The sequence below is a fragment of the Streptomyces sp. NPDC005576 genome (assembly GCF_042871745.1).
Taxonomy (GTDB): Bacteria; Actinomycetota; Actinomycetes; order Streptomycetales; family Streptomycetaceae; genus Streptomyces.
On record NZ_JBIAJC010000006.1, the window covers coordinates 140,354 to 163,689 of the forward strand.

Annotated in this window: 18 protein-coding genes and 1 pseudogene; 11 read left to right on the forward strand and 8 right to left on the reverse strand. The window is 70.7% G+C overall.

The window, feature by feature from the left end; all coding sequences use genetic code 11:
- Positions 1–4: 4 nt before the first annotated feature.
- Positions 5–1,729 (reverse strand): discoidin domain-containing protein, encoded by a 1,725-nt coding sequence (locus ACFYPN_RS12580; protein ID WP_389298014.1) that lies wholly within the window; start codon positions 1,727–1,729, stop codon positions 5–7.
- A 325-nt stretch (positions 1,730–2,054) separates the two neighbouring features.
- Here ACFYPN_RS12580 and ACFYPN_RS12585 point away from each other — a divergent pair, with 325 nt between their 5' ends.
- Entirely contained in the window at positions 2,055–3,047 is a 993-nt protein-coding gene (locus ACFYPN_RS12585) for a LacI family DNA-binding transcriptional regulator (protein WP_358756387.1), read from the forward strand.
- Between the two features lie 40 nt (positions 3,048–3,087).
- Here the strand turns inward: ACFYPN_RS12585 and ACFYPN_RS12590 are convergent, their stop codons facing one another.
- Positions 3,088–4,026, reverse strand: coding sequence for a LysR family transcriptional regulator (locus tag ACFYPN_RS12590; RefSeq protein ID WP_358756385.1), 939 nt, complete (start codon positions 4,024–4,026; stop codon positions 3,088–3,090).
- Positions 4,027–4,153: 127 nt separating this feature from the next.
- Here ACFYPN_RS12590 and ACFYPN_RS12595 point away from each other — a divergent pair, with 127 nt between their 5' ends.
- The 8 genes and pseudogenes from ACFYPN_RS12595 to ACFYPN_RS12630 all read left to right on the forward strand — a co-directional run bounded on the left by ACFYPN_RS12595 (position 4,154) and on the right by ACFYPN_RS12630 (position 11,919).
- Positions 4,154–5,155: a fumarylacetoacetate hydrolase family protein gene (locus ACFYPN_RS12595; RefSeq protein WP_358756384.1), complete on the forward strand. Its 1,002-nt coding sequence runs from the start codon at positions 4,154–4,156 to the stop codon at positions 5,153–5,155.
- Positions 5,152–6,114, forward strand: a complete 963-nt coding sequence (locus ACFYPN_RS12600; protein WP_389298017.1) for a cyclase family protein — start codon at positions 5,152–5,154, stop codon at positions 6,112–6,114. Before ACFYPN_RS12595 ends, ACFYPN_RS12600 begins: the two co-directional genes overlap by 4 nt.
- A gap of 22 nt (positions 6,115–6,136) precedes the next feature.
- Positions 6,137–7,267, forward strand: coding sequence for an FAD-dependent oxidoreductase (locus ACFYPN_RS12605; RefSeq protein ID WP_358756380.1), 1,131 nt, complete (start codon positions 6,137–6,139; stop codon positions 7,265–7,267).
- A complete protein-coding gene (locus tag ACFYPN_RS12610) occupies positions 7,264–8,262 on the forward strand; it encodes an amidohydrolase family protein (protein WP_358756378.1) in 999 nt (332 codons plus the stop codon). Before ACFYPN_RS12605 ends, ACFYPN_RS12610 begins: the two co-directional genes overlap by 4 nt.
- 21 nt (positions 8,263–8,283) lie before the next feature.
- Positions 8,284–9,222 (forward strand): VOC family protein, encoded by a 939-nt coding sequence (locus ACFYPN_RS12615; RefSeq protein ID WP_389298019.1) that lies wholly within the window; start codon positions 8,284–8,286, stop codon positions 9,220–9,222.
- A 227-nt stretch (positions 9,223–9,449) separates the two neighbouring features.
- Positions 9,450–10,418: pseudogene (locus tag ACFYPN_RS12620) on the forward strand (fumarylacetoacetate hydrolase family protein); the annotation flags it as partial.
- A gap of 89 nt (positions 10,419–10,507) precedes the next feature.
- A complete protein-coding gene (locus ACFYPN_RS12625; RefSeq protein WP_389298020.1) occupies positions 10,508–11,263 on the forward strand; it encodes a CoA transferase subunit A in 756 nt (251 codons plus the stop codon).
- Positions 11,264–11,268: 5 nt separating this feature from the next.
- Positions 11,269–11,919, forward strand: a complete 651-nt coding sequence (locus tag ACFYPN_RS12630) for a CoA transferase subunit B (protein WP_389298220.1) — start codon at positions 11,269–11,271, stop codon at positions 11,917–11,919.
- 7 nt (positions 11,920–11,926) lie between these two features.
- On the opposite strand, the gene ACFYPN_RS12635 is transcribed toward ACFYPN_RS12630, so the two are convergent.
- Positions 11,927–13,783 (reverse strand): exo-alpha-sialidase, encoded by a 1,857-nt coding sequence (locus tag ACFYPN_RS12635; protein ID WP_389298021.1) that lies wholly within the window; start codon positions 13,781–13,783, stop codon positions 11,927–11,929.
- Positions 13,784–14,040: 257 nt separating this feature from the next.
- On the opposite strand from ACFYPN_RS12635, the gene ACFYPN_RS12640 reads away from it, so the two are divergent.
- Positions 14,041–15,660 carry an alpha/beta fold hydrolase gene (locus ACFYPN_RS12640; protein ID WP_389298222.1) on the forward strand — a complete coding sequence of 540 codons (1,620 nt, stop codon included), beginning with the start codon at positions 14,041–14,043 and terminating at the stop codon, positions 15,658–15,660.
- A 226-nt stretch (positions 15,661–15,886) separates the two neighbouring features.
- Here ACFYPN_RS12640 and ACFYPN_RS12645 read toward each other — a convergent pair whose 3' ends face one another.
- The 5 genes from ACFYPN_RS12645 to ACFYPN_RS12665 form a co-directional block, all read right to left on the reverse strand.
- Positions 15,887–16,819, reverse strand: coding sequence for a dihydrodipicolinate synthase family protein (locus ACFYPN_RS12645; RefSeq protein WP_389298023.1), 933 nt, complete (start codon positions 16,817–16,819; stop codon positions 15,887–15,889).
- Entirely contained in the window at positions 16,816–17,829 is a 1,014-nt protein-coding gene (locus ACFYPN_RS12650; protein WP_358756367.1) for an ABC transporter ATP-binding protein, read from the reverse strand. The genes ACFYPN_RS12645 and ACFYPN_RS12650 overlap by 4 nt, the downstream gene beginning before the upstream one ends.
- The gene (locus ACFYPN_RS12655) at positions 17,826–19,793 is read right to left on the reverse strand and encodes a dipeptide/oligopeptide/nickel ABC transporter permease/ATP-binding protein (protein ID WP_389298026.1); all 1,968 of its coding nucleotides are present in this window, start codon (positions 19,791–19,793) and stop codon (positions 17,826–17,828) included. The genes ACFYPN_RS12650 and ACFYPN_RS12655 overlap by 4 nt, the downstream gene beginning before the upstream one ends.
- A gap of 1 nt (position 19,794) precedes the next feature.
- Positions 19,795–20,745 (reverse strand): ABC transporter permease, encoded by a 951-nt coding sequence (locus tag ACFYPN_RS12660; RefSeq protein ID WP_358756363.1) that lies wholly within the window; start codon positions 20,743–20,745, stop codon positions 19,795–19,797.
- Between the two features lie 74 nt (positions 20,746–20,819).
- Positions 20,820–22,421, reverse strand: coding sequence for an ABC transporter substrate-binding protein (locus tag ACFYPN_RS12665; RefSeq protein ID WP_389298028.1), 1,602 nt, complete (start codon positions 22,419–22,421; stop codon positions 20,820–20,822).
- A gap of 175 nt (positions 22,422–22,596) precedes the next feature.
- On the opposite strand from ACFYPN_RS12665, the gene ACFYPN_RS12670 reads away from it, so the two are divergent.
- Positions 22,597–23,322 carry a FadR/GntR family transcriptional regulator gene (locus tag ACFYPN_RS12670; RefSeq protein WP_358756504.1) on the forward strand — a complete coding sequence of 242 codons (726 nt, stop codon included), beginning with the start codon at positions 22,597–22,599 and terminating at the stop codon, positions 23,320–23,322.
- Positions 23,323–23,336 lie beyond the last annotated feature (14 nt).

Sequence of the window (23,336 nt, forward strand, 5' to 3'; positions counted from 1 at the left end):
CGGCCTACTGGTAGACCCGCACGTAGTCGACGAGCATCTTGGAGGGGAAGGGGGTGGTGGCGTCCGTCGGGCCCGGCCAGTCACCTCCGATCGCCAGGTTGAGGATCATGTAGTGGGGGTGGTCGAAGATCCACGGCCCGCGGGTCTGCTCCACTTGGTCCTTGTCGAGGGTGAAGACGGTCCGGCCGTCGAGGCTGAAGGTGATGCCTCTGCTGTTCCAGTCGGCGGCCCAGGTGTGGTAGTCGTCGGAGAAGTCGGCGTTCCCGGGCAGTGTGTACGGCGAGCCGATGCCGCCTCCGCCGTTGTAGGCGGGCGCGTGGACGGTCGAGTACGCGGTCTTCACGTCCTTGCCGAGGATTTCCATGATGTCGACCTCGCCGTTGTACGGCCACGGGCGGCCCGTCAGGAAGTCGGCGCCCATCATCCAGAACGCGGGCCACATGCCGTTGCCCTTGGGGACCTTGATGCGTGCTTCGACGCGCCCGTAGGTGAATTGGAAGGTCGCGCCGGTGTTCATCCGCGCCGAGGTGTACTGGCAGGTGGTGCTGCCGCTCAACGGGTCGGGCGGGCACGACGATCCGGCGGTGGCCTCCTTGCGTGCTTCCATCACCAGGTGTCCCGCCCCGTCCAACGCGGCGTTGCGGTGATCGGTGTAGTACTCCAGCTCGTTGTTGGGTCCGGAACCCGGATCGGCCCTCCACTTCGACGCGTCGGGCTTGCCGCCCGCGGCGCCGTCGAAGTCGTCGCTCCACACGAGCCGCGGCGGGTTCGCGGGGTCACTCGGCAGCGGCGGAGCCTGTGTCGGAGCGCCGCCGGTGCCGTAGACCTGGAACTCCCACAGCGAGTAGCCGTAGGGGGTGGCGCGCTGCGTCCCGTACATGCGGACGTAGCGGCCGGTTCCCGAGACGGCCAGCGTCTGCTTGAAGCCCGTGCCGGACGTCGTCGAATAGACCGGCGTCCAGTCGGTTCCGTTCGAAGAGACCTGGATCTGGAAGGACTTGGCGTAGGCGGGGTCCCATTGCAGGACGACCTTGTCGATCTGTGCCGTCGCGCCGAGATCGACGGAGATCCACCCCGGATCGGCCCATCCCGTGGTGGGGCTCGTGGCCCAGCGGGAGGCGGGGTCCCGGTCGAAAGCCCGGGCCGGCGTGCACTCCCAGCAGTTCGAGTCGCCCTGGGAGGAAGAAGCCGCGCCCGGCTTGCCGTAGGAGAGGAGTCTGCCGGTGTCGCCGCCGGGAGTTCCGGTGCCGGTGGTGCCGTAGACCTGGAACTCCCAGAGTGAGTAGCCGTAGAGCGTGGCGCGCTGCGTGCCGTACATGCGCACGTAGCGGCCGGTGCCGGTGACGGTCAGGGTCTGGACGCCGCCCGTGCCGGTGGCCGTCTGCTGGACGACGGTCCAGTTCGCCGCGTCGTTCGACACCTCGATCCGGTACGCCTTGGCGTAGGCGGCTTCCCAGTTGAGGACGACCTTGCTGATGGCGGCACTCGCGCCGAGGTCGATCTGAATCCACTGGGGGTCGGCGAAGGCGCTGGACCAGCGCGTCCCCAGATCGCCGTCGACGGCGCTCTGAGCGCCGAAGGGGCCCTCGGTGCTCGACGCGGTGACGGGTTTCGCCTGCGAGAGCAGGACCTCCGCCGCCTGGGCGGAAGGGGCGGGGAGGGCGGTGAAAGCGAGTAGCGAGGCCGCGAGGGCCAGCAGTAAGGCACAGCGACGCAGCAGGGTTTGCACGGGCGACTCCTCACGTGGGGGGGGAGGTCAGGGAGCGCTCCCTGAGAGGGAGAATGGAGGTGCTGGTAAAGGCTGTCAATGCCTCTTTCACCTCGAAAAAAAGCATCGCCATGGGCGGGACGATCCGAGGGAGCGGTCTCTCGCCGAGCACGTGGCGTGCCGACGGTCGAGGGGGAGGCGTCGCGCGGGACGCGCCCGGACCGTGCTCTGGCCGCTCCGGCCTGCGGATACGCTGCTCACATCGCCATGACGCAGAGCCGGAGGTCGCCCCGATGAGAGAACCCGCCCCGCGCAGGCACCCGGGCGGCAGAGGGGACGGACCCGTATGAGACGCCCTACTCTCGAAGTGGTCGCCGCCCGGGCGGGCGTGTCCAAATCGAGCGTCTCCCGGGTCATCAACGGCGAGACGACGGTCGCCCCGCAGATCCGGGACGTCGTCATGCGTGCCGTCCACGAACTGGGTTACGTGCCCAACGGAGCGGCGCGCAATCTCGTCACCCGCCGTACGGACACCGTCGCCGTCGTGGTCTCCGACCCGCCCCAGGGAGTCGTCTCCGACGATCCCCTCTTCTCCGCCGTGGTACGGGCCGTCAGCAGAGAGCTCGAGAGCGCGGGCAAACGGCTCGTGCTCATGCTCGCGGAATCGGACCAGAGCCGGAGCAGGGTGGTGCAGTACATCGCCGGTGGCCATGTGGACGGCGTGCTCCTGGTCGCCCTGCACGGTACGGATCCGCTGCCGGCCGCACTCGCCAGGCAAGGCCTGCCCGTCGTGTCCTTCAACCGCACCTCCGCGCCGGACGTCCCGTACGTGGCACTGGACAACGCCGGCGGAGCGGCGCTGGCCGTGGGTCACCTTCTGGAGCGCGGGCGGCGCCGGATCGCCACCATCACCGGACCGCTCGAACTGTACGAGGCGCGCGAACGTCTCGACGGCTACCGTCAGACACTGCGTGACACCGGCCGGCGCTCCATCGTGGCGCTGGGCGACTTCACCCGGACCTCCGGCGCCGAAGCCATGCGGCAGCTCCTGGAGGACGATCCGGACCTCGACGCGGTGTTCGCCGCCAACGACCTGATGGCGATCGGAGCCCTGCGCACCCTTCACCGGGCGGGCCGGCGGGTCCCCGAAGACGTGGCGGTCATCGGCTTTGACGACATAGAGGCCGCGTCCTACACCAGTCCCGCGCTGACCTCGGTGCGCAGCCCGATGGCCGACCAGGCGACCGCCGCCGTCCACCTGCTCCTCGGCCTGATCGACGGTGGCCCCACCACGCCGGTGATCATGCCGAACGAACTCGTGGTGCGCGAGTCGACCTGATCTCCCGGCAGCGCCCCCCTCCGAGGTGGTGTCCGGTGGATCAGGGTCCGGCAGGGGGCGGCGTCCCGCGCGGGGCGTCGGCCATGCCGCTGCCGACCCGTGCGGCCGTCTCGCGCAGCCAGATGTGGGCGGCGTCGTGCGTGTGCACCGGGTGCCACCACATCGATTCCCGCAGCGGCACCGCCTCGTACGGCGGCTCCAGGACCCGGACGGCCGCGAGCGGGGTGAGCAGCCGGGCGAGGCGGGCCTGGATCAGGGCGATGCGCCGGGTCCCGGCGACGAGCAGCGGCAGGAGCTGGAAGCTGTCGACGGAGACTTCCACGCGCGGTTCGACACCCAGCATCCCGAGCTGGCGCACGGCGGGGGCGTCGTAGGTGCGCTGGTAGGTGACCCAGGGCAACCGGGCCAGGTCCTCCCGGGTCAGCCGGTCCCCCACGCTCGGGTGGTCGTCCGCCACGAGGAAGACCCACTTGTCCTCGTAGAGGTCGGTGGCGGGGAAACCGCTGATGACGCCGTGCGGCATGAGCAGACCGTCGGTGGCGCTCAGCAGCGTGGCCGTGTCGTCGACCACGGTGGGCGGGGTCTGGGCGAAGCGCAGGCGGACGCCGGGGGCCTCCTCGTGCATGATCCGGGCGAGCTCGGCACCGAAGACGGCGACGGCGTAGTCGGACGCGATCAGCTTGAACTCGCGGCTCTCGGTGGCCGGGTCGAAGGCGGCCTGACTGGCGAAGAGGCGTTCGAGCACGTCGTACGCCGTCGAGGTGCGGTCGAGCAGGACCTGTCCGAGGGCGGTGAGTTCGTAGTGGCCGCCGACCCGGGCCAGCAGGTCGTCGTCGAAGTGCCGCCGCAGCCGGGAGAGGGCCGCGCTCATGGCCGGCTGGCTGAGTCCGACGCGTTGTCCGGCGCGCGTGACGTTCCGCTCCTCCAGCAGAGCGCGCAACGCGACCACGAGATTCAGGTCCAGGCGGGACAGATTCACGGGCTTTCTCCTCGCTGTACGGCGCCTACCAGCCGCAATAAACGGGATGGATGACAGCCATCCATACAATCTATTTCCATGATTCCGGGTGGCGGGTCCAGATTAGTCACATCGCAATCAGGAGGACATGTCCGTGAAACCTGCACCCGCGTCCGCGCTCTTCGCCGGACCGTTCGCCCTCGCCACGCTCTCTGCCCCCGACGGGCCCGCGTTCCCCGCTCTCGTCACGCCCGACGCCCGGGTACTCGACCTTCGAGCAGCCCTCGGCGACGACCGGTTGGACGTCCGGGGCCTCCTGGAGGACTGGGAGTCGGCGCTTCCCCGTCTGGAGGCACTGGCCGAGGGCGACGGGCCGGAGCGGAAGCCGCTGGCCGACTTCCGGGTGCACGCCCCCGTCGAGCCGCGTCAGGTCTTCCAGTCCGGCGCGAACTACCGGCAGCACGTCATCGACCTGCACGTCGCGCACCGGGCCCCGGGCGATGACCGGTCCGAGGAGGAGCGGCGGGCGGAGGCGGCGGAGATCATGGACCGGCGGGCCACCGAGGACCTGCCGTACGTGTTCATCGGCCTGCCGAGCGCGATCACCGGGCCGTACGACGACGTCGTGCTCCCCGCATGGGCCCAGAAGCCCGACTGGGAACTGGAGTTGGCTGTCGTCATCGGTCGGCCCGCCTTCCAGGTGTCCGTGGCGGAGGCGCTGGACCACGTCGCCGGGTACACGATCGCCAACGACCTCACCGACCGCGCGACCGTGTTCCGCCGGGACATGCCGCAGATCGGCACGGACTGGCTGCGCAGCAAGAACGCGCCCGGTTTCACCCCGCTCGGCCCCTGGATCGTGCCCACCGCGTCGGTGGCCGACCCGGGCGACCTGCAGGTGACGCTGAAGCTGAACGGCGACACCATGCAGGACGAGTCCACCAAGGACATGATCTTCGATGTCGCGCGTGTGGTGGCGTACGTGTCGCAGACCGCACGCCTCCTCCCCGGCGATCTCGTGCTGACCGGCAGTCCCGCCGGGAACGGCATGCACTGGGGCCGGCTCCTGCGCGACGGGGACGTCATGGAGGGTTCGGTCACCGGGCTCGGCGTGCAGCGCACCCGCTGCGTCAGCACGGAAGCGTCATGACCCTCGACCGCGCCGACCCCGAGGGTGCGATCGCCCAGGCCGCCGAGGCGTACTCGAACTGGGGCCGCTGGGGCGCCGACGACGTGCTCGGGACCCTCAACTTCCTCGACGAGGCCAAGCGCCGGGAGGCCGCCGCCCTCGTCCGGCGGGGCGTGAGTTTCTCCCTCTCCCAGAGCTTCGACATGGACGGTCCGCAGAAGGGCTGGCGCCGGCGCACCAACCCCGTGCACACCATGCTCGACACCGGCACCGACGCCGTCGTCACCGGGCAGGGGTTCCCGCACGGACTCGGCGGCGCCGACGACGTCATCGCGATGCCGCTGCAGTGCTCCACCCAGTGGGACGGACTCGGCCACATCTTCGACCACGGCAAGGCGTGGAACGGGCGGCCCGCGGAGAAGGTCGTGACCTCGGAGGGCGACCTGGTCACCGGCATCGAGCACATGGCACCGCACGTCGCCGGTCGCGGGGTGCTGCTGGACGTCGGGCGTGTCATCGGTGAGGGCGGGGAACTGCCCGACGGCTTCGCCATCACCGGGGAGCACCTGGCGGCCACGGCCGAGGCCCACGGCGTCGCCGTGGGGCGCGGCGACATCGTCCTGGTGCGGACCGGGCAGCTCGCCCGGGTCCGCCGCGACGGGTGGGGCGAGTACGCCGGCGGTCCGGCTCCGGGACTGTCCTTCACCGCTGCGGGCTGGCTGCACGGCACGGAGATCGCCGCGATCGCGACCGACACCTGGGGCTTCGAGGTGCGGCCCAACGAGTTCGACCACGCGTTCCAGCCGCTGCACCAGGTCGCCATCCCCAACATCGGTCTGCTGATCGGCGAGATGTGGGACCTCGACGCTCTCGCCGAGGACTGCGCCAACGACGGGGTGCATGAGTTCTCGCTCACCGCCGCACCCCTGCGCATCACCGGGGCGGTCGGCAGCCCCGTGAACCCGATCGCCGTCAAGTAACAAGAGGAACGAAGGAGTTCCCATGAGTAGAGCCCGTACGGTCCTGGTGGTCGGTGGCGGGGCGGCCGGTAACGCGGTGACGGTCCTGCTGCGTCGGGCCGGCGTGGACGTCGAGTTGATCGAGGCCAAGGACGACTGGAACGCCACCGCGGGTTCCGGTATCACCCTCCAGGGCAACGCTCTGCGCGTGCTGCGCGAACTGGGCGTCTGGGACCGGGTGGAGGCATCCGGTTACGGCTTCGGCTCGGTCGGCATCACCGCCCCCGACGGCACCGTCCTGCACGCGCAGGACGACATCCGCAGCGGAGGCGACGACCTGCCGGCCACCGTCGGCATGCAGCGCCCGCGACTGCAGCAGATCCTCATCGACGCGGTCCGCGCGAGCGGAGCGCACGTACGCCTGGGTGTCCGGCCCACCGCCCTGGAACAGGACGACGGCGGCGTCACCGTGCGCTTCTCCGACGGCGCCGAAGGCCGTTACGACCTGGTGATCGCCGCCGACGGCCTCGGCTCCACCACCCGCGCCGCCATCGGCATCACGGCGAAACCGGAACCGACCGGCATGGCCATCTGGCGCGTCGCCGCTCCTCGCCCGGCGGGTCTGACCCGCACCGACCTCGCCTACGGCGGCCCGGCCCACATCGCCGGGTACTGTCCCACCGGCGAGGAGACCCTCTACGCGTACGTCGTCGAGGCGAACCGCGACCGGGCCTCCATCCCGGTGGACTCGTACGCCGACGAGATGCGCCGTCTGACCTCCGCCTACGGCGGTTTCTGGCCGGAGATCACCGAGACGATCACCGATCCGGAACAGGTCAACTACACCTGGTTCGACAAGCTGCTGGTCGAGGGGGCCTGGCACCGCGGCCGCGTCGTCCTCGTCGGCGACGCCGCGCACTGCTGCCCGCCCACCCTCGCGCAGGGCGCGGCCCTGTCGCTGGAGGACTCCCTCGTGCTGGCTCAGATGCTGACCGCGACCGACGTCTGGGACGACGCGCTCTTCCAGGCGTACTACGAGCGCCGCATCGCCCGGGTCCGGCCCGTCGTGGAGGCGTCCGTGCAGATCGGCCAGTGGCAGCTCGACGGGGTGCGGGACGCGGACGTTCCCGGCCTGATGGGCCGCACCATGACGATGCTCCGGGAGCTGCCGTGACTTCCCCGACCGTGGACGTACACGCGCACGTCCTGCTGCCCGGTGTCGAAGCGCTCGTGGCGGGCATGCCGGGACTGGCCGCGGCCAAGGAGCTGGACGCCCGGCGCAACGGGGCCGCCGCGCTCGCCGTCAGCGGCCCCATGGTCGGCGCGCGCATACCGAAGCTGACCGACGTGTCCGTACGCCTCGCGGCGATGGACGCGCAGGGCGTGGACGTCCAGCTGGTCAGCCCCTCCCCCTCGCACTACCACTACTGGGCCGACGAGGACACGGCGGAGAAGGTCTGCCGGCTCGCCGGCGAAGCCACCGCAGCGCACTGCGCGGCGGCACCGGACCGGCTGCGGGGCCTGGGGATCGTACCCCTGCAACACCCCGGCCTCTTGGTGCCTGCTCTCGACCACGCCCTGCAACAGGGCCTGTTCGGCGTGGAGTTGTCGAGCCACGCTCCGGGAAGGGAGCTCTCCGACCCGGCGTACGAGCCGTTCTGGGCCAGGGCGGAGGAGACGGGAGCGATCCTCTTCCTGCACCCCTTCGGATGCACGCTCGACGAGCGCCTGGACCAGTGGTACCTGTCCAACACGGTCGGCCAGCCCACCGAGAACGCCGTCGCCCTCTCGCACCTCATCTTCTCCGGGGTGCTCGACCGGCACCCCGGGCTGAAGCTGCTCGCCGCGCACGGTGGCGGCTACCTGCCCACCCACATCGGCCGCTCCGACCACGCCTGGTCCGCGCGCACCGACGCGGGCTCGGGATGCGCCCATCCGCCGAGCAGCTACCTGAAGCGGATCCATTTCGACTCGCTCGTCCACGACCCGCACGTCCTGCGGGAGTTGGTCCGTGTCGCGGGCGCCGACCGGGTGCTGCTCGGTTCGGACTTCCCCTTCGACATGGGCACCGAAGACCCGGTCGCCGCCCTGCGCGCCGCCGGCCTCTCCGAGGCCGACTTCGACTCCGTACGCGGTGGAAACGCCGCTGCCCTGCTGCGTCATGCCTGACCTCAACGAGGAGGAAGCACCATGAACGGACGTCTGCTCACCCATCTGCGCCATGTGGACCTGGCGGTGCCGGACTACGAGAAGCAGCTCGACTTCTACGCCGGAGTCTGGGGCCTCACCACGGTCTCCGAGGACTCCGGGATCTCCTTCCTGGCGGCCGAGGGCTCTCCCGAGAACTACGTCGTGCGGCTGCGCAAGGCCGAGGAGAAGCGCCTCGACCTCGTCTCCTACGGCGCGGTCGACGCCGCCGCCGTCGACACGCTCGCCGAGCGACTCCTGGCCGGAGGCGTGCAGTTGATATCCCGGCCCGGGGCGGTGGACACGCCCGGTGGCGGCTACGGCTTCCGCTTCTTCGACGTGGACGGCCGGACCATCGAGGTCTCCGCCGACGTCGAGGTCCGGCAGCACCGGAAGATCGAGGAGAAGGAGGCCATCCCGGTCAAGCTCTCCCACGTGGTCCTCAACTCCCCCGACCTGAACCGCACCCGCGAGTGGTACGAGCGCCACCTCGGCTTCGCCCTCTCCGACACGCTCAGCTCACCGCACATGGGTGAGGTCATGCACTTCATGCGGATCAGCAACCAGCACCACTCCATGGCGATCGCCCAGGGCCCGCACACGGCGCTGCACCACGTCTCCTTCGAGATGCGCGGCATCGACGAGTACATGCGCGGCTCCGGCCGCGTCATGCGGGCCGGTTTCAAGAAGGTCTGGGGTCCCGGCCGGCACATGGCGGGCGACAACACCTTCACCTACTTCCTCGACCCGCACGGCAACACCGTCGAGTACACGACCGAGCTGGAGAACCTCGACGAGGACACCTGGCACCCCCACGTCTACGACTTCTCCCGGCCCGAGGTCACCGACCAGTGGGGCACCGCCAACGCCATGAACGAGATCGTCGCCAAGGAGTCCTTCAACGACCCGGACCGCGGCGTCTTCATCGCCCCTCCGGTCTGAGGACCTGTCCGGCGGTTCGCGGCCAGGGGCGCGACGCCCCCACCGACGACCGTGAACCGCCGGCCACCCGCGTGCGTCCGGCCTTGGCCCGCCGGGCGGCCCGCCGGGCCCTGATCCGCCGACGCCCACGGCAACGGGGCGCGGGCCGTCCTCCCGGCGAGCGGTCGACCGAAGCCGCGACCCGGCACCCGCCCTCCGCCCCTCCCTGCCTCCCCCAGGAGCCGCACATGCGTTTCGCCGCCTACGAGTACCAGCACCGTCACCGCGTAGCCGTCGTGGAAGAGGACGGCACGCTCTTCCCCCTCCCCGGTGTCACCTCGCTCACCGCTCTCCTCAAGGAGACCGGCGGGCTGCCGGGGCTGCTCGCCGCCGGTGCGGCGGCGCTGGACGTACCCCCGGGCCCCCACGTCTCCCAGGTGCGGCTCCTCCCTCCTCTGGAGCCCTCGTCCGTACGCGACTTCGTGACCTTCGAGGAGCATGTCGAAGGCGTGCGCCGCGCCGTCGACGGCATCGCGGGGGTGCCCGACCAGTGGTACGCGGCGCCGACCTTCTACTTCACCAACCCGCACGCCGTCTACGGCCCGGACGAGGAGGTCCCGATGCCCCCCGGCTCGGCCGCGCTCGACTTCGAACTGGAGGTGGGCGCCGTCATCGGCCGGGAGGGGAGCGACCTCACCCCCGAGCAGGCCCGCGACCACATCGTCGGCTACACCGTCTTCAACGACTGGTCCGCGCGCGACCTGCAGTCCGCGGAGATGAAGGTCGGTCTCGGCCCCTGCAAGGGCAAGGACACCGCCACCACGCTCGGCCCGTACCTGGTCACCGCCGACGAACTGGAGCCGTACCGGGATGCCGAGGGCCTGCTGCACCTCGCGCTGACGGCACAGGTCAACGGAGAGGTGATCGGCAGGGACCTGCTGTCGAACATGAGCTGGACCTTCGAGGAGATGACCGCCTACGCCTCGCGGGGCACCCGTGTCGTGCCCGGTGACGTCCTCGGCTCCGGCACGTGCGGCAACGGCGGCTGCCTCGCCGAGCTCTGGGGGCTGCGCGGCGAGCAGAACCCGCCACCGCTGCGGCCCGGCGACACCGTGAGCCTCACCGTCGAAGGCATCGGCACTCTGACCAGCACCGTCGTGGCCGGTGTGGCCCCCGTGCCGCTGCCGGCCGGCCGGCGTCGCGACCGGGACCGCCCGCAACCGGGGCGGCCGTCGACGGAGCCCGGCAGGCGGTCCCGCCCGGCGCCTCCGCCTGCGCCAACCACCCTTGAAAGGCAGGACCCGTTGTGAACAAGGTGCACGGCAGCGCCGCCGAGGCGGTCGCCGACATACCGGACGGCGCTTCGCTCGCCGTCGGCGGCTTCGGCCTCTCCGGCGTCCCCGCCGTCCTCATCGACGCCCTCCACGCGCAGGGCGCGAGCGGACTCGGCGTCGTCTCCAACAACTGCGGGGTGGACGGCCGCGGCCTCGGCGTGCTGCTGTCCGCCGGCCGCATCGACCGCGTCACCGGCTCCTACGTCGGGGAGAACAAGGAGTTCGCCCGGCAGTACCTGTCCGGCGAACTGGAGGTGGAGCTGACCCCGCAGGGCACGCTCGCCGAGCGGCTCCGCGCGGGCGGCGCGGGCATCCCCGCCTTCTACACCCCTGCCGGTGTCGGCACCCAGGTGGCCGAGGGCGGCCTGCCGTGGCGGTACGCCCCCGACGGGACGGTGGCCGTCGCCTCCCCGCCCAAGGAGATCCGGGAGTTCCGGGGACGTTCGTACGTACTGGAGCACGGCATCACCACCGACTTCGCCCTCGTACGCGCCTGGCGCGGCGACCGGCACGGCAATCTCGTCTTCCGCCGCGCGGCCGCCAACTTCAACCCACTCGCCGCGATGGCCGGCCGCGTGACGGTCGCCGAGGTGGAAGAGCTCGTCGAGCCCGGCGAACTCCACCCCGACGAGGTGCACCTGCCCGGTATCTACGTGCAGCGCGTGGTGGAACTGACCCCGGCCGAAGCCGCCGACAAGCAGATCGAGAAGAGGACCGTGCGCGCATGAGCACCCTGGGCTGGACCCGCGACCAGATGGCCGCCCGCGCCGCCGCCGAACTCACCGACGGTTCCTACGTCAACCTGGGCATCGGCTTCCCCACCCTGATCCCCGGCCATCTGCCGCCCGGGGTACACGTCGTGCTGCACTCCGAGAACGGCATCCTCGGCACCGGCCCCTACCCGTCGGAGGCGGAGGTCGACCCGGATCTGATCAACGCCGGCAAGGAGACGGTCACCGTCCTGCCCGGGGCGAGCTTCTTCGACTCCGCGCTCTCCTTCGGCATGATCCGCGGCGGCCACATCGACACCGCCGTCCTCGGCGCCATGCAGGTCTCCTCCCGGGGGGACCTCGCGAACTGGATGATCCCGGGCAAGATGGTGAAGGGCATGGGTGGTGCCATGGACCTCGTTCACGGAGCCCGCCGGGTCATCGTCCTGATGGAACACACCGCCAAGGACGGCACGCCGAAGATCCTCGACGAGTGCACCCTGCCGCTGACCGGTCAGCGGTGCGTGCACCGGATCATCACCGACCTCGGCGTCCTCGACGTCACCGCGGAGGGCCTCGCTCTCGTCGAGACCGCTCCGGGAGTGACCGTCGAGGACATCACCGCGCGCACCAGCGCTCCCCTGCGCCTGGACAGCGTCGCCGCGGCCCGCTGACGGGGAACTACTGCGTGGCCCAGGCGAGGGAGAAGCCGGTGAAGACGATCCCGCCGGTCGAGCCGATCTCGTACAGGTTTCCGACCGTGCCGCCCTTGAGTACCGCCATGGTCGAATAGCCCGCTGCGCCCGGCTTGATCAGGACCTCGTGCTGCCAACTCGCGCCGTCGTCCTCGCTCACCCGCACGGTCAGTTCGTTGCGGCCGGCGGCGGAGGCGTTGCCGCTGTAGAGCGAGACGTCGGTGGCGGCCGGGTACCCGCCGGCGTTCACGTCGGTGGGCGAGAGGTAGGAGATCTCGTCGGCATTGCAGCCCGGGTCGATCAGACCCGAGTTCCAGGGGGTGCCGAAGGCGCTCGCCACGTCGGACGCGCCGATGTCGCTCGCCGTGGCGTACCAGCGGTTGCCGCCGCTGTTGGACCGCATGTTCTGGACCACCTTGCCGGACCCGCGCTGCAGGACCTTGCTCTCGTTCACTCCGGTGGCGGCCGGGGCGCCGGCCCTCCAGGTGGCCCCGTGGTCGTCGGAGTAGATGTCGGCGGCGTGGTCGACGCCGTTCTCGCGGTAGACGATCGGTTGCACGAGGCGGCCGTCGGCCAGCTGGATCCCGTGCCCCGAGGACGCGAACATACCGGCCCAACTCACCTTTTTGACCTGCGGGTTGACATCTACCGGGGTGGACCAGGTCGCGCCTTGGTCGGTCGAGGTGACGTAGCGGATGTGCATCGCGGTGGCATCGGTCGCGGAGTTGGAGCCGGCGGAGGAGCCGTAGTAGCCGATGCCGGGTGCCGGGGAGTAGTTGAGGAAGGCGTAGATCTTGCCGCTCGCGCCCACCGAACGGTCGACCAGCAGGCTCACGTCTCCGTACCCCTCGGTGGTGGTGGCGGCGTGCTGGACGATCTCGGCCCTGGTCCAGGTGGCGCCGCCGTCGCTGCTGCGGCGCATGGCGACCTGGATGTCGTTGCCGCTGCCGCCGAGGTCGGCCGCGCCGGAGACCCTGGCGTCCGCCATGGCGACGATGGTGCCGGTGTTCGAGACGGCCATCGCCGGGATGCGGACCGATGCCACCGTCCTCGACTTCTCCTCGTAACCACCGTCCGCACGACGCGTGTTGACTCCGTCTATGGGATCGGTGACGGAGAAGAGGGTCTGGGAGTTCATGCCCGGGGTTCCGGCAGCCAGTCCGCAGGTCGCCTTGCCGCTCTCGGTACGGGCGAATCCGGTGGCCGTGGTGGTGAGGGTGTAGGGCGTTCCGTTGTCCACGGTCCAGTACATCGACGCGTCCGAGGAGTGGGCGGGCACGGTCACGGTCCACGGGGACACGGCGCGACCGGGCCAGCCGACCGTGAAGACCCGCGAGGCCGCCGACCGGTTGACCAGGGTCAGCCTCAGTCGGTGGGTCGGGGGCAGTGATCCGTCGGCGTTGCGCGGACACTCCATGCTGATCTGCGCACCCAGCGCCGTGCCGCAGTCGAGAGTCCCGTTGAGGGAGGTGTTGAGCCCTTCGGGGGTGGTGACGACGGAGGCGTACGCCGTGCCGTCGTCCTTGGTGAAGTAGAGGTTGGTACGGTCGCCCGCGCTCACGGTGCGCGTATAGGTACCGACACCGGCCCAGATGGCGGTGAAAGTCGTCGCCGCCGAGGTCTCGTTGACCAGAGTGATCCTGATCCGGCTGCTGGTGCAGTCCTGGTCGACCACGGCCGACTGCCCGCTCACGGCCGAAGAGGCCATGGAGTCCGGGGAGACCGCCGATGCTCGAACGGGAACGACGAGTACCGCGGCGATCGCGGTCACGAGGGCCAGCAGGGTGGGCACGGTCAGGGCCCAGGGGCGCCGCACCGGGCGTGGCATGAATGGTGCAAACACGTTGTCCGCTCTCCTTACCTAGAGAAACTAGACACCTGACAGCAGACATCAGACGTCTTCTGTTGGGTGACAGTAGGAGTGCGGACCCGGGGCGTCAATAGATCGCACCGGTGCGCGGGCACCGGCGCGCACGGCGCCAACTACGCGTACTGCTTATCGCCTTGACCTGTCGCCGACGGGTCAGCAGGCCGCCCCGCGGGAAGGCCGACGGTGATACTCCCGAGAGACGGGGGCCACGTCGTGAGTGAATGGGCAGCATGCTCTTCGACTTCACGCACGACCATGACGGTGAGCGGCTCAGCGGCGTGTACGGCGGTGAACCTTCCGGGGTCACCGCCGTGGTGCTGCATGGCGCGGGCACCAGCAGCATGGAGCGACTGCGCCCGCTGGTACAGGACTTCGTGGCCCACGGCTGCCGAGGGGTCGCCTTCGACTTTTCCGGGCACGGCGAAAGCACGGGAAGGCTCAGTGAGTCGAGCCTGCGGCGACGGTTCGAGCAGGCCGTCGCGGTGATCGACGCCTATGGCGGGGAGGAGGGACCGCTGGTCCTGGTGGGTTTCAGCATGAGCGGGCAGACGGTGGCCGATCTCGCCACCCACTACGGGGACCGGGTGACGGCGCTGGGGCTGTGCGCGCCCGCCGTGTATGCCGCAGAGGCGTGGGAGATGCCCTTCGAGGACGGGGACGGCCGGTTCAGCAGGATCATCCGGCGGCCGGACAGCTGGCGTGAGGCGCCCGCGTTGCAGCTGCTGCGGGCGTACGAGGGCCGGGCGGTACTCGCTGTACCGGGCACGGACGCGGTGATTCCGGCCGCGGTGACCGAGTCCGTACAGGACGCGCTGGCCGCCCGCGCCCAGTACACGCGGTTCGACCTTCCGCACGCACAGGACCAGTTGGGCATGTGGTTCCGCGATCACGCTGACGACAGGCGGGAGTTCGTCGAGGCGGTGCTGACCGGCCTCGACGACCACGGCTGGTCAGCCACACGGGCGTGGGTAGCCGAGCAGCTCGGCGACGGCCGCGAGGTCACCGGCCGGCGCCTCCTGTCCGGTGGCTGGAGCTCCCAGATGCGCCGGCTCACGCTCGACGACGGCACTGCCCTGGTGCAACGGACCCTCGTGCAGCCGTTCTTCCGCCACCACGGGCCCGGACTGCTGGCCCGCGAGGCGTCCGCCCTGACCCTGCTCACCGGGCAGGAGAGCATTCCCGCGCCCGAGCTCGTCGCCGTGGACGCCGCGGCCGAGCACTGCGACCACCCGACCCTGTTGATGTCCGCGCTGCCCGGCCGCGTCCGCGTGGACGAGGACGACCTCGCACAGCGTCTGGACCTGCTCGCCGCCCAGCTCGTCAGCATCCACGGCGTCGTACCGAACGACAGACCGCGCGCCTACCGGGCGTGGACGTCCGCAGAGCGCGTCCGCACCCCGGACGGCCCTCTGTGGGCGCGGGCCGTCGATGTGATCCGTCGCGACCCGCCGTCGTACGACGGCTGCTTCCTGCACCGCGACTTCCACCCTGGAAACGTCCTCTTCACGGGAGCCGGGCCCGAACTGCGGATCACCGGTGTCGTGGACTGGGTCGAGACCTCGTGGGGCCCCGCCGACCTGGACGTGGCGCACTGCTCGACCGCGCTCGCACTGCTGCACGGACCCGCGTACGGGCTGGACTTCCGCGAGCGGTACGAGGCACACGGCGGCGACCTCGCCGACGGGCCCGACCACCTGTACTGGCGGCTGCTCGACGCCCTGCACTACTGCCCCGACGCGGCGAAACTGGCCGGGCCGTGGCGTGAACTGGGGCGGGCCGATCTGACTGCCGAGGTGCTGGGAGGACGGCTGGAGGCGTACGTGGACGGGCTCCTGCAGCGATACGGCTGACCGACGTGGGGCACTCGTCCGACACCGGTCCGAGCTCACCACGGATGCGATCACTCGTCCGGGATCTCTGTACCGCAACCGCTCGTAGGCGGGCACCCGGACAGGGGCCGGCCCGCACGGGCGGGCGGGCGCGGCGAACTGCCGCCGTCGGTACGAGTCCGACGACGGCAGTGGTCTTGGCGCGTCCGGGCTCGCGCGGTGTGCGGGCTCCGGGGGTGTGCGCCGGTCAGCCCAGCAGGCCGGCGCGCTCCAGGACGGCGGCGATCCTGGAGCGCTCCTCCGTGTCGAGGCGGCGCATCGGCGGGCTCACCACGTTCGTCGCGATGACGCCCAGCAGTTCGAGTGCCGTCTTGAAGGCCCCGAGCCCGGCCGCCGTCGCCGACGCGGTGGCGGTGTCGGCCGCCCCGACGATCTCGAACAGGGCGACGAGCCGGTCCTGCTCCGCCCTGGCGGCGGTCCAGTCACCGCGTACCGCCGCCTCGTGCAGCCGGACATAGCCGTGCGGGTCGACGTTGCCGAGACCGGGCACCGAGCCGTGGGCGCCGCACAGCATCATGGCGTCCACCACCAGCTCGTGCCCGGTCAGCAGGGAGAACCCGGGCAGGTCCCGGGTCGCGCCGGCCAGGACGCGGAAGGAGCCGTCGTCCCCGCTGGAGTCCTTCACTCCGGCCAGCACCCCGTCCGCGGCGAGTGGCGCCAGCAGGTCCGGGGTCAGCTTGCTGTGGACGCACACCGGTACGTCGTACGCCAGCAGCGGGAGGTCGACGGCCGCGGCGACGGCCCTGAAGTGGCGGTCGATCTCGGTGGGGTGGGTACGGGTGTAGAAGGGCGCGGTCGCCACCACCGCGTCGGCGCCGAGGCCGGCCACCGCACGGGCCCGCTCGATCGCACGGTTGGTGGTGGTCTCGATGGCGCCGACGACCACGGGCACCTGACCTGCGGCCGTGGTCGTGATCACCTGGGTGACCTCGTCCTGCTGCGCGGGCGTGAGATAGGCGGTCTCGCCGGAACTCCCGAGGGCGAAAAGGCCGTTGACCCCCGCCTGGAGCAGATGACCGACGACCCTCTCCAGGGACGCCCGGTCGATCTGTCCGTCTGCGGTGAGCGGGGTGACGACCGGCGGGATCACTCCGGTGTACGGGGTGGTGGACGTGCTCATGCGGTGCTCCTTGCAGGCGTCCGCGGGGTGGGGTCCCCGTCGGACGGTCGGGCGGGCTGGGGGTGGACGCAGTGCCAGCGGTGCGGGCCTGCCGCCGCGTCCTGTGCCGGTGCCGGGAAGGCGGAGGCGCAGGCGTCGTCGGCCTTCCAGCAGCGGGTGCGGAACGGGCAGCCGGTCGGCGGATTGGTCGCCGAGGGCACCGGCCCGGTCAGCACGATGCGTTCGGTGTGCTCCAGCAGGCTGGGCGTCGCGGAGAGCAGGGCCTCGGTGTACGGGTGGCGCGGGGCGCCGGCCACGGCTTCGGCCGGTCCCTCCTCGACGATGCGGCCGAGGTAGAGGACCGCGACGCGGTCGGCGAGGTAGCGCACCGTCTGGATGTCGTGGGAGATGAACACCATGCCGAGACCGAGGCGTTCCCGCAGATCCACGAGGAGGTTGAGGACCTGGGCACGTACCGAGACGTCGAGTGCGGAGGTCGGCTCGTCGGCGACGATGAGGTCCGGTTCCAGGGCGAGGGCCCGCGCGATGGCGACGCGCTGGCGCTGACCACCCGAGAGCTGTCCGGGGAGGGCGGCGAGGGTGTGTCCGGGGAGGCCGACGAGGTCGAGGAGTTCCTCCACCCGTTCCTCGCGCTCCGCCACGGTTCCCCGCCGGTGGACGTCCAGCGGGTCGCGCAGGATCCGGCGGACGGTGAGGCGCGGGTTGAGGGCGGTGGACGGGTCCTGGAAGACGACGCCGACGGAGGAGCCGAACCGGTCCCGCCGTTCGGCCGCGGGGATGTCCCAGAGGTCACGCCCGTGGAAGAGGACCTCGCCCTCGGTGGGTTTCTGCAGGCCGGTGAGGACTCTGGCCAGGGTCGACTTGCCGCAGCCGGACTCCCCCACCAGGCCGAGGATCTCGCCGCGCGCCACCTCGACCGAGACGTCGGTGAGCGCGTGCACGGCGTCCCTGGCGAAGATGCCTCCACTGCGCGCCTTGTGGCGTACGTGGACGCCGTCGAGCCTGATCACAGGGCGCTTCCTTCCAGTTGTACGGCCTCGGCCGGGTGGTGGCACGCGAAGGCGTGGTCCTCCGCGGTGCCGCGCGCGGTGAGCGCCGGCGGTGTACCGCGGCAGAGGTCGGTCGCCGCCGGGCAGCGCCCGGCGAAGCGGCAGCCGCCGCCGAAGCCCTGGGGTGCGGGGACGACTCCGCGGATCTGGTGCAGGCGGTCGGCGCCCGCTTCGAGGGAGACGACGGAGCCGAGCAGGCCGCGGCTGTAGTGGTGGGCGGGGTCGGTCAGCACCGCCCGGGTGCCGCCCACCTCGGCCAGGTGGCCGGCGTACATGACGGCGACGCGGTGGGAGAGGTCTCCGACCAGGGCGAGGTCGTGCGAGACCAGCACCATGGCGAAGCCGAGTTCGTCGCGCAGCCGGATCAGGAGTTCGACGACCTGGGCCTGGACGGTGACGTCGAGTGCGGTGGTCGGCTCGTCGGCGATGAGGAGGCGGGGACTGCGGGACAGGGCCATGGCGATGAGGACGCGTTGGCGCTGGCCGCCGGAGAGCTCGTGCGGGTAGCTGCGCAGGGTGCGTTCCGGTGAGAGCCCGACCAGTTCGAGGAGTTCGGCGGGGGTCTTCGTACCGCCGCGCGAGGTGAGCTGCTTGAGCTGGGTGCCGACGAGTACGGAGGGGTTGAGGGAAGAGAGCGCGTCCTGGTACACCATCGCGATCTCGGGCCCCATCAACGCCCGGCGCTCCTTCGGGGGGAGCTTGAGGAGGTCCCGGCCCCGGTAGAGGATCTCCCCGTCCACCTGGGCGTTGCGGGCGAGCAGGCCCATGACGGCGAGGCTGGTGATGGACTTGCCGCAGCCTGACTCGCCGACCAGCCCGAGGGTCTCCCCCTCGCGCACGGTGAAGTTCAGCCGGTCGACGACGGGGATGCCGCCGTAGCGGTCCGGGAAGCGGATCGCCAGGTCGCGTACGACCAGGAGTTCCCCGGCGTCCTCGCGCACCGGGACGACGGAGGGTTCGGTCGCGTCGATGTGGCGGGCGAGCCGGGCGAGCGCGGCGTCGACGTCGACGGTGGAGGCGGCTTCGACGGGGTCGGGCTTCGCGGTCTCGTGGGTGCCGCCGCCGGTGCGTCCGCCCTTCGGTGCGGCGGAGGCGTCGGTCAGCCCCTCGGAGAGGACGTTGAGGGCCAGGACGGTGATCAGGAGGGCGAGGCCGGGGAAGAAGGTGGCCCACCAGCCTCCGGCCAGGAGGATCTGGCGGCCGTAGGCGAGCACACTGCCCCAGCTGGGGTCGGGGTCCTGGACGCCGGCTCCGATGAAGGAGAGGGATGCCTCGAAGATGATCGCCTCGGCGACCATGACGGTGGCGAACACCAGGACCGGGGCCATGCAGTTGACGGCCACGTGCCGGAGCACGATGTACGGACGCTTCGCTCCGAGCACCTTCTCGGCCGCCACGTAGTCCTCGCCGTACTGCGCGAGCACGTTGGCGCGCACCACTCGGGCCAGCGAGGGGGTGTAGACGAAGGCGACGGTGAAGATGATGACCGGGATGCTCGTGCCGAAGACGGCGACGAGGACGGCGGCGAGCGCGATCGGCGGGAACGACATCACCACGTCGAGGGTGCGCATGATCGCTTCGTCGCCGAGCTTGCGGGAGGTCGCCGCGAGCGAGCCGAGGACGGAGCCGGCCAGCAGGGCGAGCGCGGTCGCGCCGAGGCCGATGACCAACGAGTAGCGAGCGCCGTGCACCACCCGGGCGAACACGTCGCGCCCCGCCCGGTCGGTGCCGAACCAGTGCGCGCCGCTGGGCGCCTGCACGGGTGTTCCGGTGGACAGGGGGTCCTGGGTGAGGAGCGGCGCGAACACCGCGCCGAGCACCACCACGACGAGCACGGCGAGGGCGACCCGGGAGGCGGTGGGAAGGGAGCGGAAGGCGATCCCGGGTCGGGAGAGCTTGGTGGCCAGGCGGCCCGTGGTGAACATGTCACACCGTCCTGATGCGCGGATTGACCAGCAGATAGAGCAGGTCGACGATGATGTTGACCACCAGGAACGCGATGGCGATGGTCAGCACGGTGCCCTGTACCAGCGCGACGTCGCCGCCCGTGACACCTTCGAGGATGAGCTTGCCCATGCCGGGCAGGTCGAAGATCGCTTCGATGACGACGGCACCGCTGAGCAGGTAGCCGACCTTCACCCCGAGCACGGTCAGCGGGGTGACGAGGGCGTTGCGCAGGACCGAGCGGATCACCAGGAAGACGGGGAGCCCGTTTCCCCTGGCGGTACGCACGTAGTCGCGGTCGAGCTCCGCGACCATGGAGGTGCGCACGAGCCGTGCGAGCGAGGCGGCGACCGGTACGGCGAGCGACACGGCGGGGAGCACCATGCTGCGGAGCCAACCCCCGAAGGAGTCGGCGGGGTTGGTGTAGCCGCCGGTCGGGAAGACGGGGCTGTTCAGCGCGAACTGCTGGATGAGCAGCACCCCGAGCCAGAAGGAGGGGACGGCCACGCCGGTCATGGACAGGAGCCGGAAGAGCTGGTCGGGCCAGCGGTCGCGGTACATGGCCCCGGCGACTCCGCCGACCGTGGCGAGGACGACGGCCAGCAGGAGACCGAGGAACGTCAGCTGCAGGGTGAGCGGGAAGGCCTCGGTGATGCGGTCGATCACGGGCCGGCTGGGCGGGACGGTGGAGCCGAGGTCCAGGTGGAGCAGCTGGCCGATAAAACGGAAGTAGCGTACGGGCAGGGGGTCGTTGAGCCCGTTGGCTTCGGAGAATGCCTCGCGGGCCTCTGGCGACGCGCTCTCTCCGAGCGCGTTGTAGGCCGGGTCGGTCGGCGAGAACTGCAGCACCACGAAGACGAGTAGCGCGATGCCGAGGATCATCACCGGCATCATCGCGACGCGGCGCAGCGCAAGCCGGAGAAATGCAACCATCGTCGGTTTCCTTGCGGTTGGGCGGGCAGCGTGTCCGGGCCGCCCCGTGCGGCTGCGGCCCGGACACGTGGGGTTCAGGCGCGGCCGACGTCCAGGAAGGACAGGCCCGTGGTGGGCAGCGGCGCGAAGCCGGAGAGCCCCTTCTCGCTCCAGGCGGTGGGCAGCTTGCGGTGGAAGATCGGGTAGAGCGCGGCTTCCTCGGCGACGAGGTCGGTGACCTGGCCCCACAGCTGCTTGCGGGCCGCGTCGTCAGCGGCCTGCGCCGCCTTGTCGAGGAGTTGCTTGACCTGCTTGTAGGCGGCCGTCTTGGACCATCCGTACCGGTTCTCGGGCCAGAAGCCGTAGTAGAACCAGCGGAGCAGGAGGTCCGCGTCGTTGCCGAAGACGGAGGGGTCGCCGGGTGCCACGAGCACCTCGAAGTCGCCGCTGTCGATCTTGGCGTACTGCGCGGCGGACTGGGCGATGGAGAGGGTCGCCTCGACGCCGGCGGCGGCCCAGCTCTCCTTGATCAGGGGGGCCACGTCCTTGACCCAGCCGGTGTCCGTCAGCAGCACGGTGAACTTGAGCTTCCCGACGCCGGCTTCGGCCAGCAGCTTCTTCGCCTTCGCCAGGTCGTGGGTGTAGACGGTGGCGGCCGGGTGGTAGTCCGGGTGGGTGGTGGGGACGTAGCCGGTCGCGGCCGTCGCGTTGCCGATCAGGGCGGTCTTGATGATCTTCTCGGTGTCCAGGGCGTAGTGCAGGGCCTGGCGCACCCGCTTGTCGGCGAAGCGCTTGTCGGCGGTGTTGAACATGAGGAAGAGCAGGCCGAAGGATTGCACCGACTCGGTCTTCGCCGTGGCGGAGAGCCCGGCGACGTCGATGTAGGGGACGTCCTCGATGGCCTGGACCCGGCCGGACTGCATGGCGCTGACCCTGGCCGACGAGTCCGAGATCAGCCGCCAGATCATCTTCTCGGCCTTGGCCGGGTGCGAGCCGTTGTACGCCGCGTGCTGGGCGAAGACGATCTTGTCCTCGCGGATCGCTTCGACGAACTTGTACGGCCCCGAGCCCACCGGCTTGGCGTCGAATCCCTTGGCGTCCGCCTCGACGATCTTCTTCGGCACGATCCTGGCCACCGATATGCGGGAGGGGAAGAGGGCGAAGGCGTACTTCAGCTTGAACTCGACGGTCTTGGTGTCGACCGCCTCGACGGTGTCGATGAAGGGCACGAACTGTGCCATCAGGGAAGCGTTGTCGGGGTCGAGGATGCGTTCAAAGCTGAAGACCACGTCGTCGGCGGTCACGGCCGACCCGTCGTGGAAGGTGGCGCCGTCGCGCAGGGTGGCCCGGTAGGTGGTGGCGTTGATCTTCTGCGGCATCCCGGTGGCGAGAGCGGGCCGGGCTTCCAGGGTCACCGGGTCGAGGTCCACGAGACCCTCGAAGATGTGCATGTTGGCCGCGTACGGGGTGGCCCCCGATGTGGTCATCGGGTCGAACCCGGTCGACAGCGCGTACGAGAGGCCGGCCTCGATCGTTCCGGTTCCGGTGCCGGTGCCGGAATCCGACGCGCCGTCACCGGTCGACGAGGGCCCTCCGCACGCGGACACGCTCGCCGTGATGGCGGCTGCCGCACCGACGACACCGGCATACCGCAGGAAAGTACGGCGCTCGACGCCTGTGGGCCTCAGCTCGGGCACGGGTCCTCCAAGGGGACGTTGAGGGAGAGGAGACGGCAAGGGGAGCAGCTCGTCCGCGAGGAGCCCAGTCCGTGGAGTGCGAGACTAGGGCGTAAGACGTCAGATGTCCGATGCCTTGATAGTCTGGGAACGTAGCTCGACAATCGAGAGGGGTCAAGAGGTGGGGAGTCCCGAAATTTCCGGCGCCAGGCCGAGTCGCACACTGTTGCGGCAGGAGGTGGTGGACGGGATCAAGCGGTACATCCTCGACGAACGGCTGCGCCCGGGCGACCCGTTGCCCCCCGAGCCCGCCCTGTGCGAGGCCCTCGGAGCCAGCCGTTCCAGCGTGCGCGAGGCGGTCAAAATCCTGGACGCGCTCGACATCGTCGACGTCCGCCACGGCCACGGCACCTACGTGGGCCGGCTCAGCCTCTCCGCCCTGGTGGAGAGCCTCACCTTCCGGGGGCTCCTCTCCCCCGACGACGACTTCCAGGTGATGGCCGACCTGGTGGACGTGCGCGAGCTCTTCGAACGCGGAATGGCCGACCGGATCGTGGGCTCCCTGACCGGCGAGCAACTCGACACGCTGGACGGGCTCGTGGCGACCATGCGCGCCACCGGCGCGGGTGACGGCACCGGGTTCGTCGCCGCGGACCGCGCCTTCCACGCACTCCTCGTCGCACCGGTGGGCAACGAGCTCATCGGTCAACTCACCCTGGCCTTCTGGGACGTCTACGCGATCGTCGCACCGCACCTCGACGGATTCACGCACGCGGACGAGACCGCGACGATCGCCGCACACCAGGACATCGTCGACGCCGTGCGGGCGGGCGACCCGGCCGCCTTCCTCAAGGCGATCCAGGATCACTACGCCCCGGTCAGGCGCCGGATCACGGAGGCACGCGCCCGCCGCGACGCCTGAGAGCCCGCGGCGAC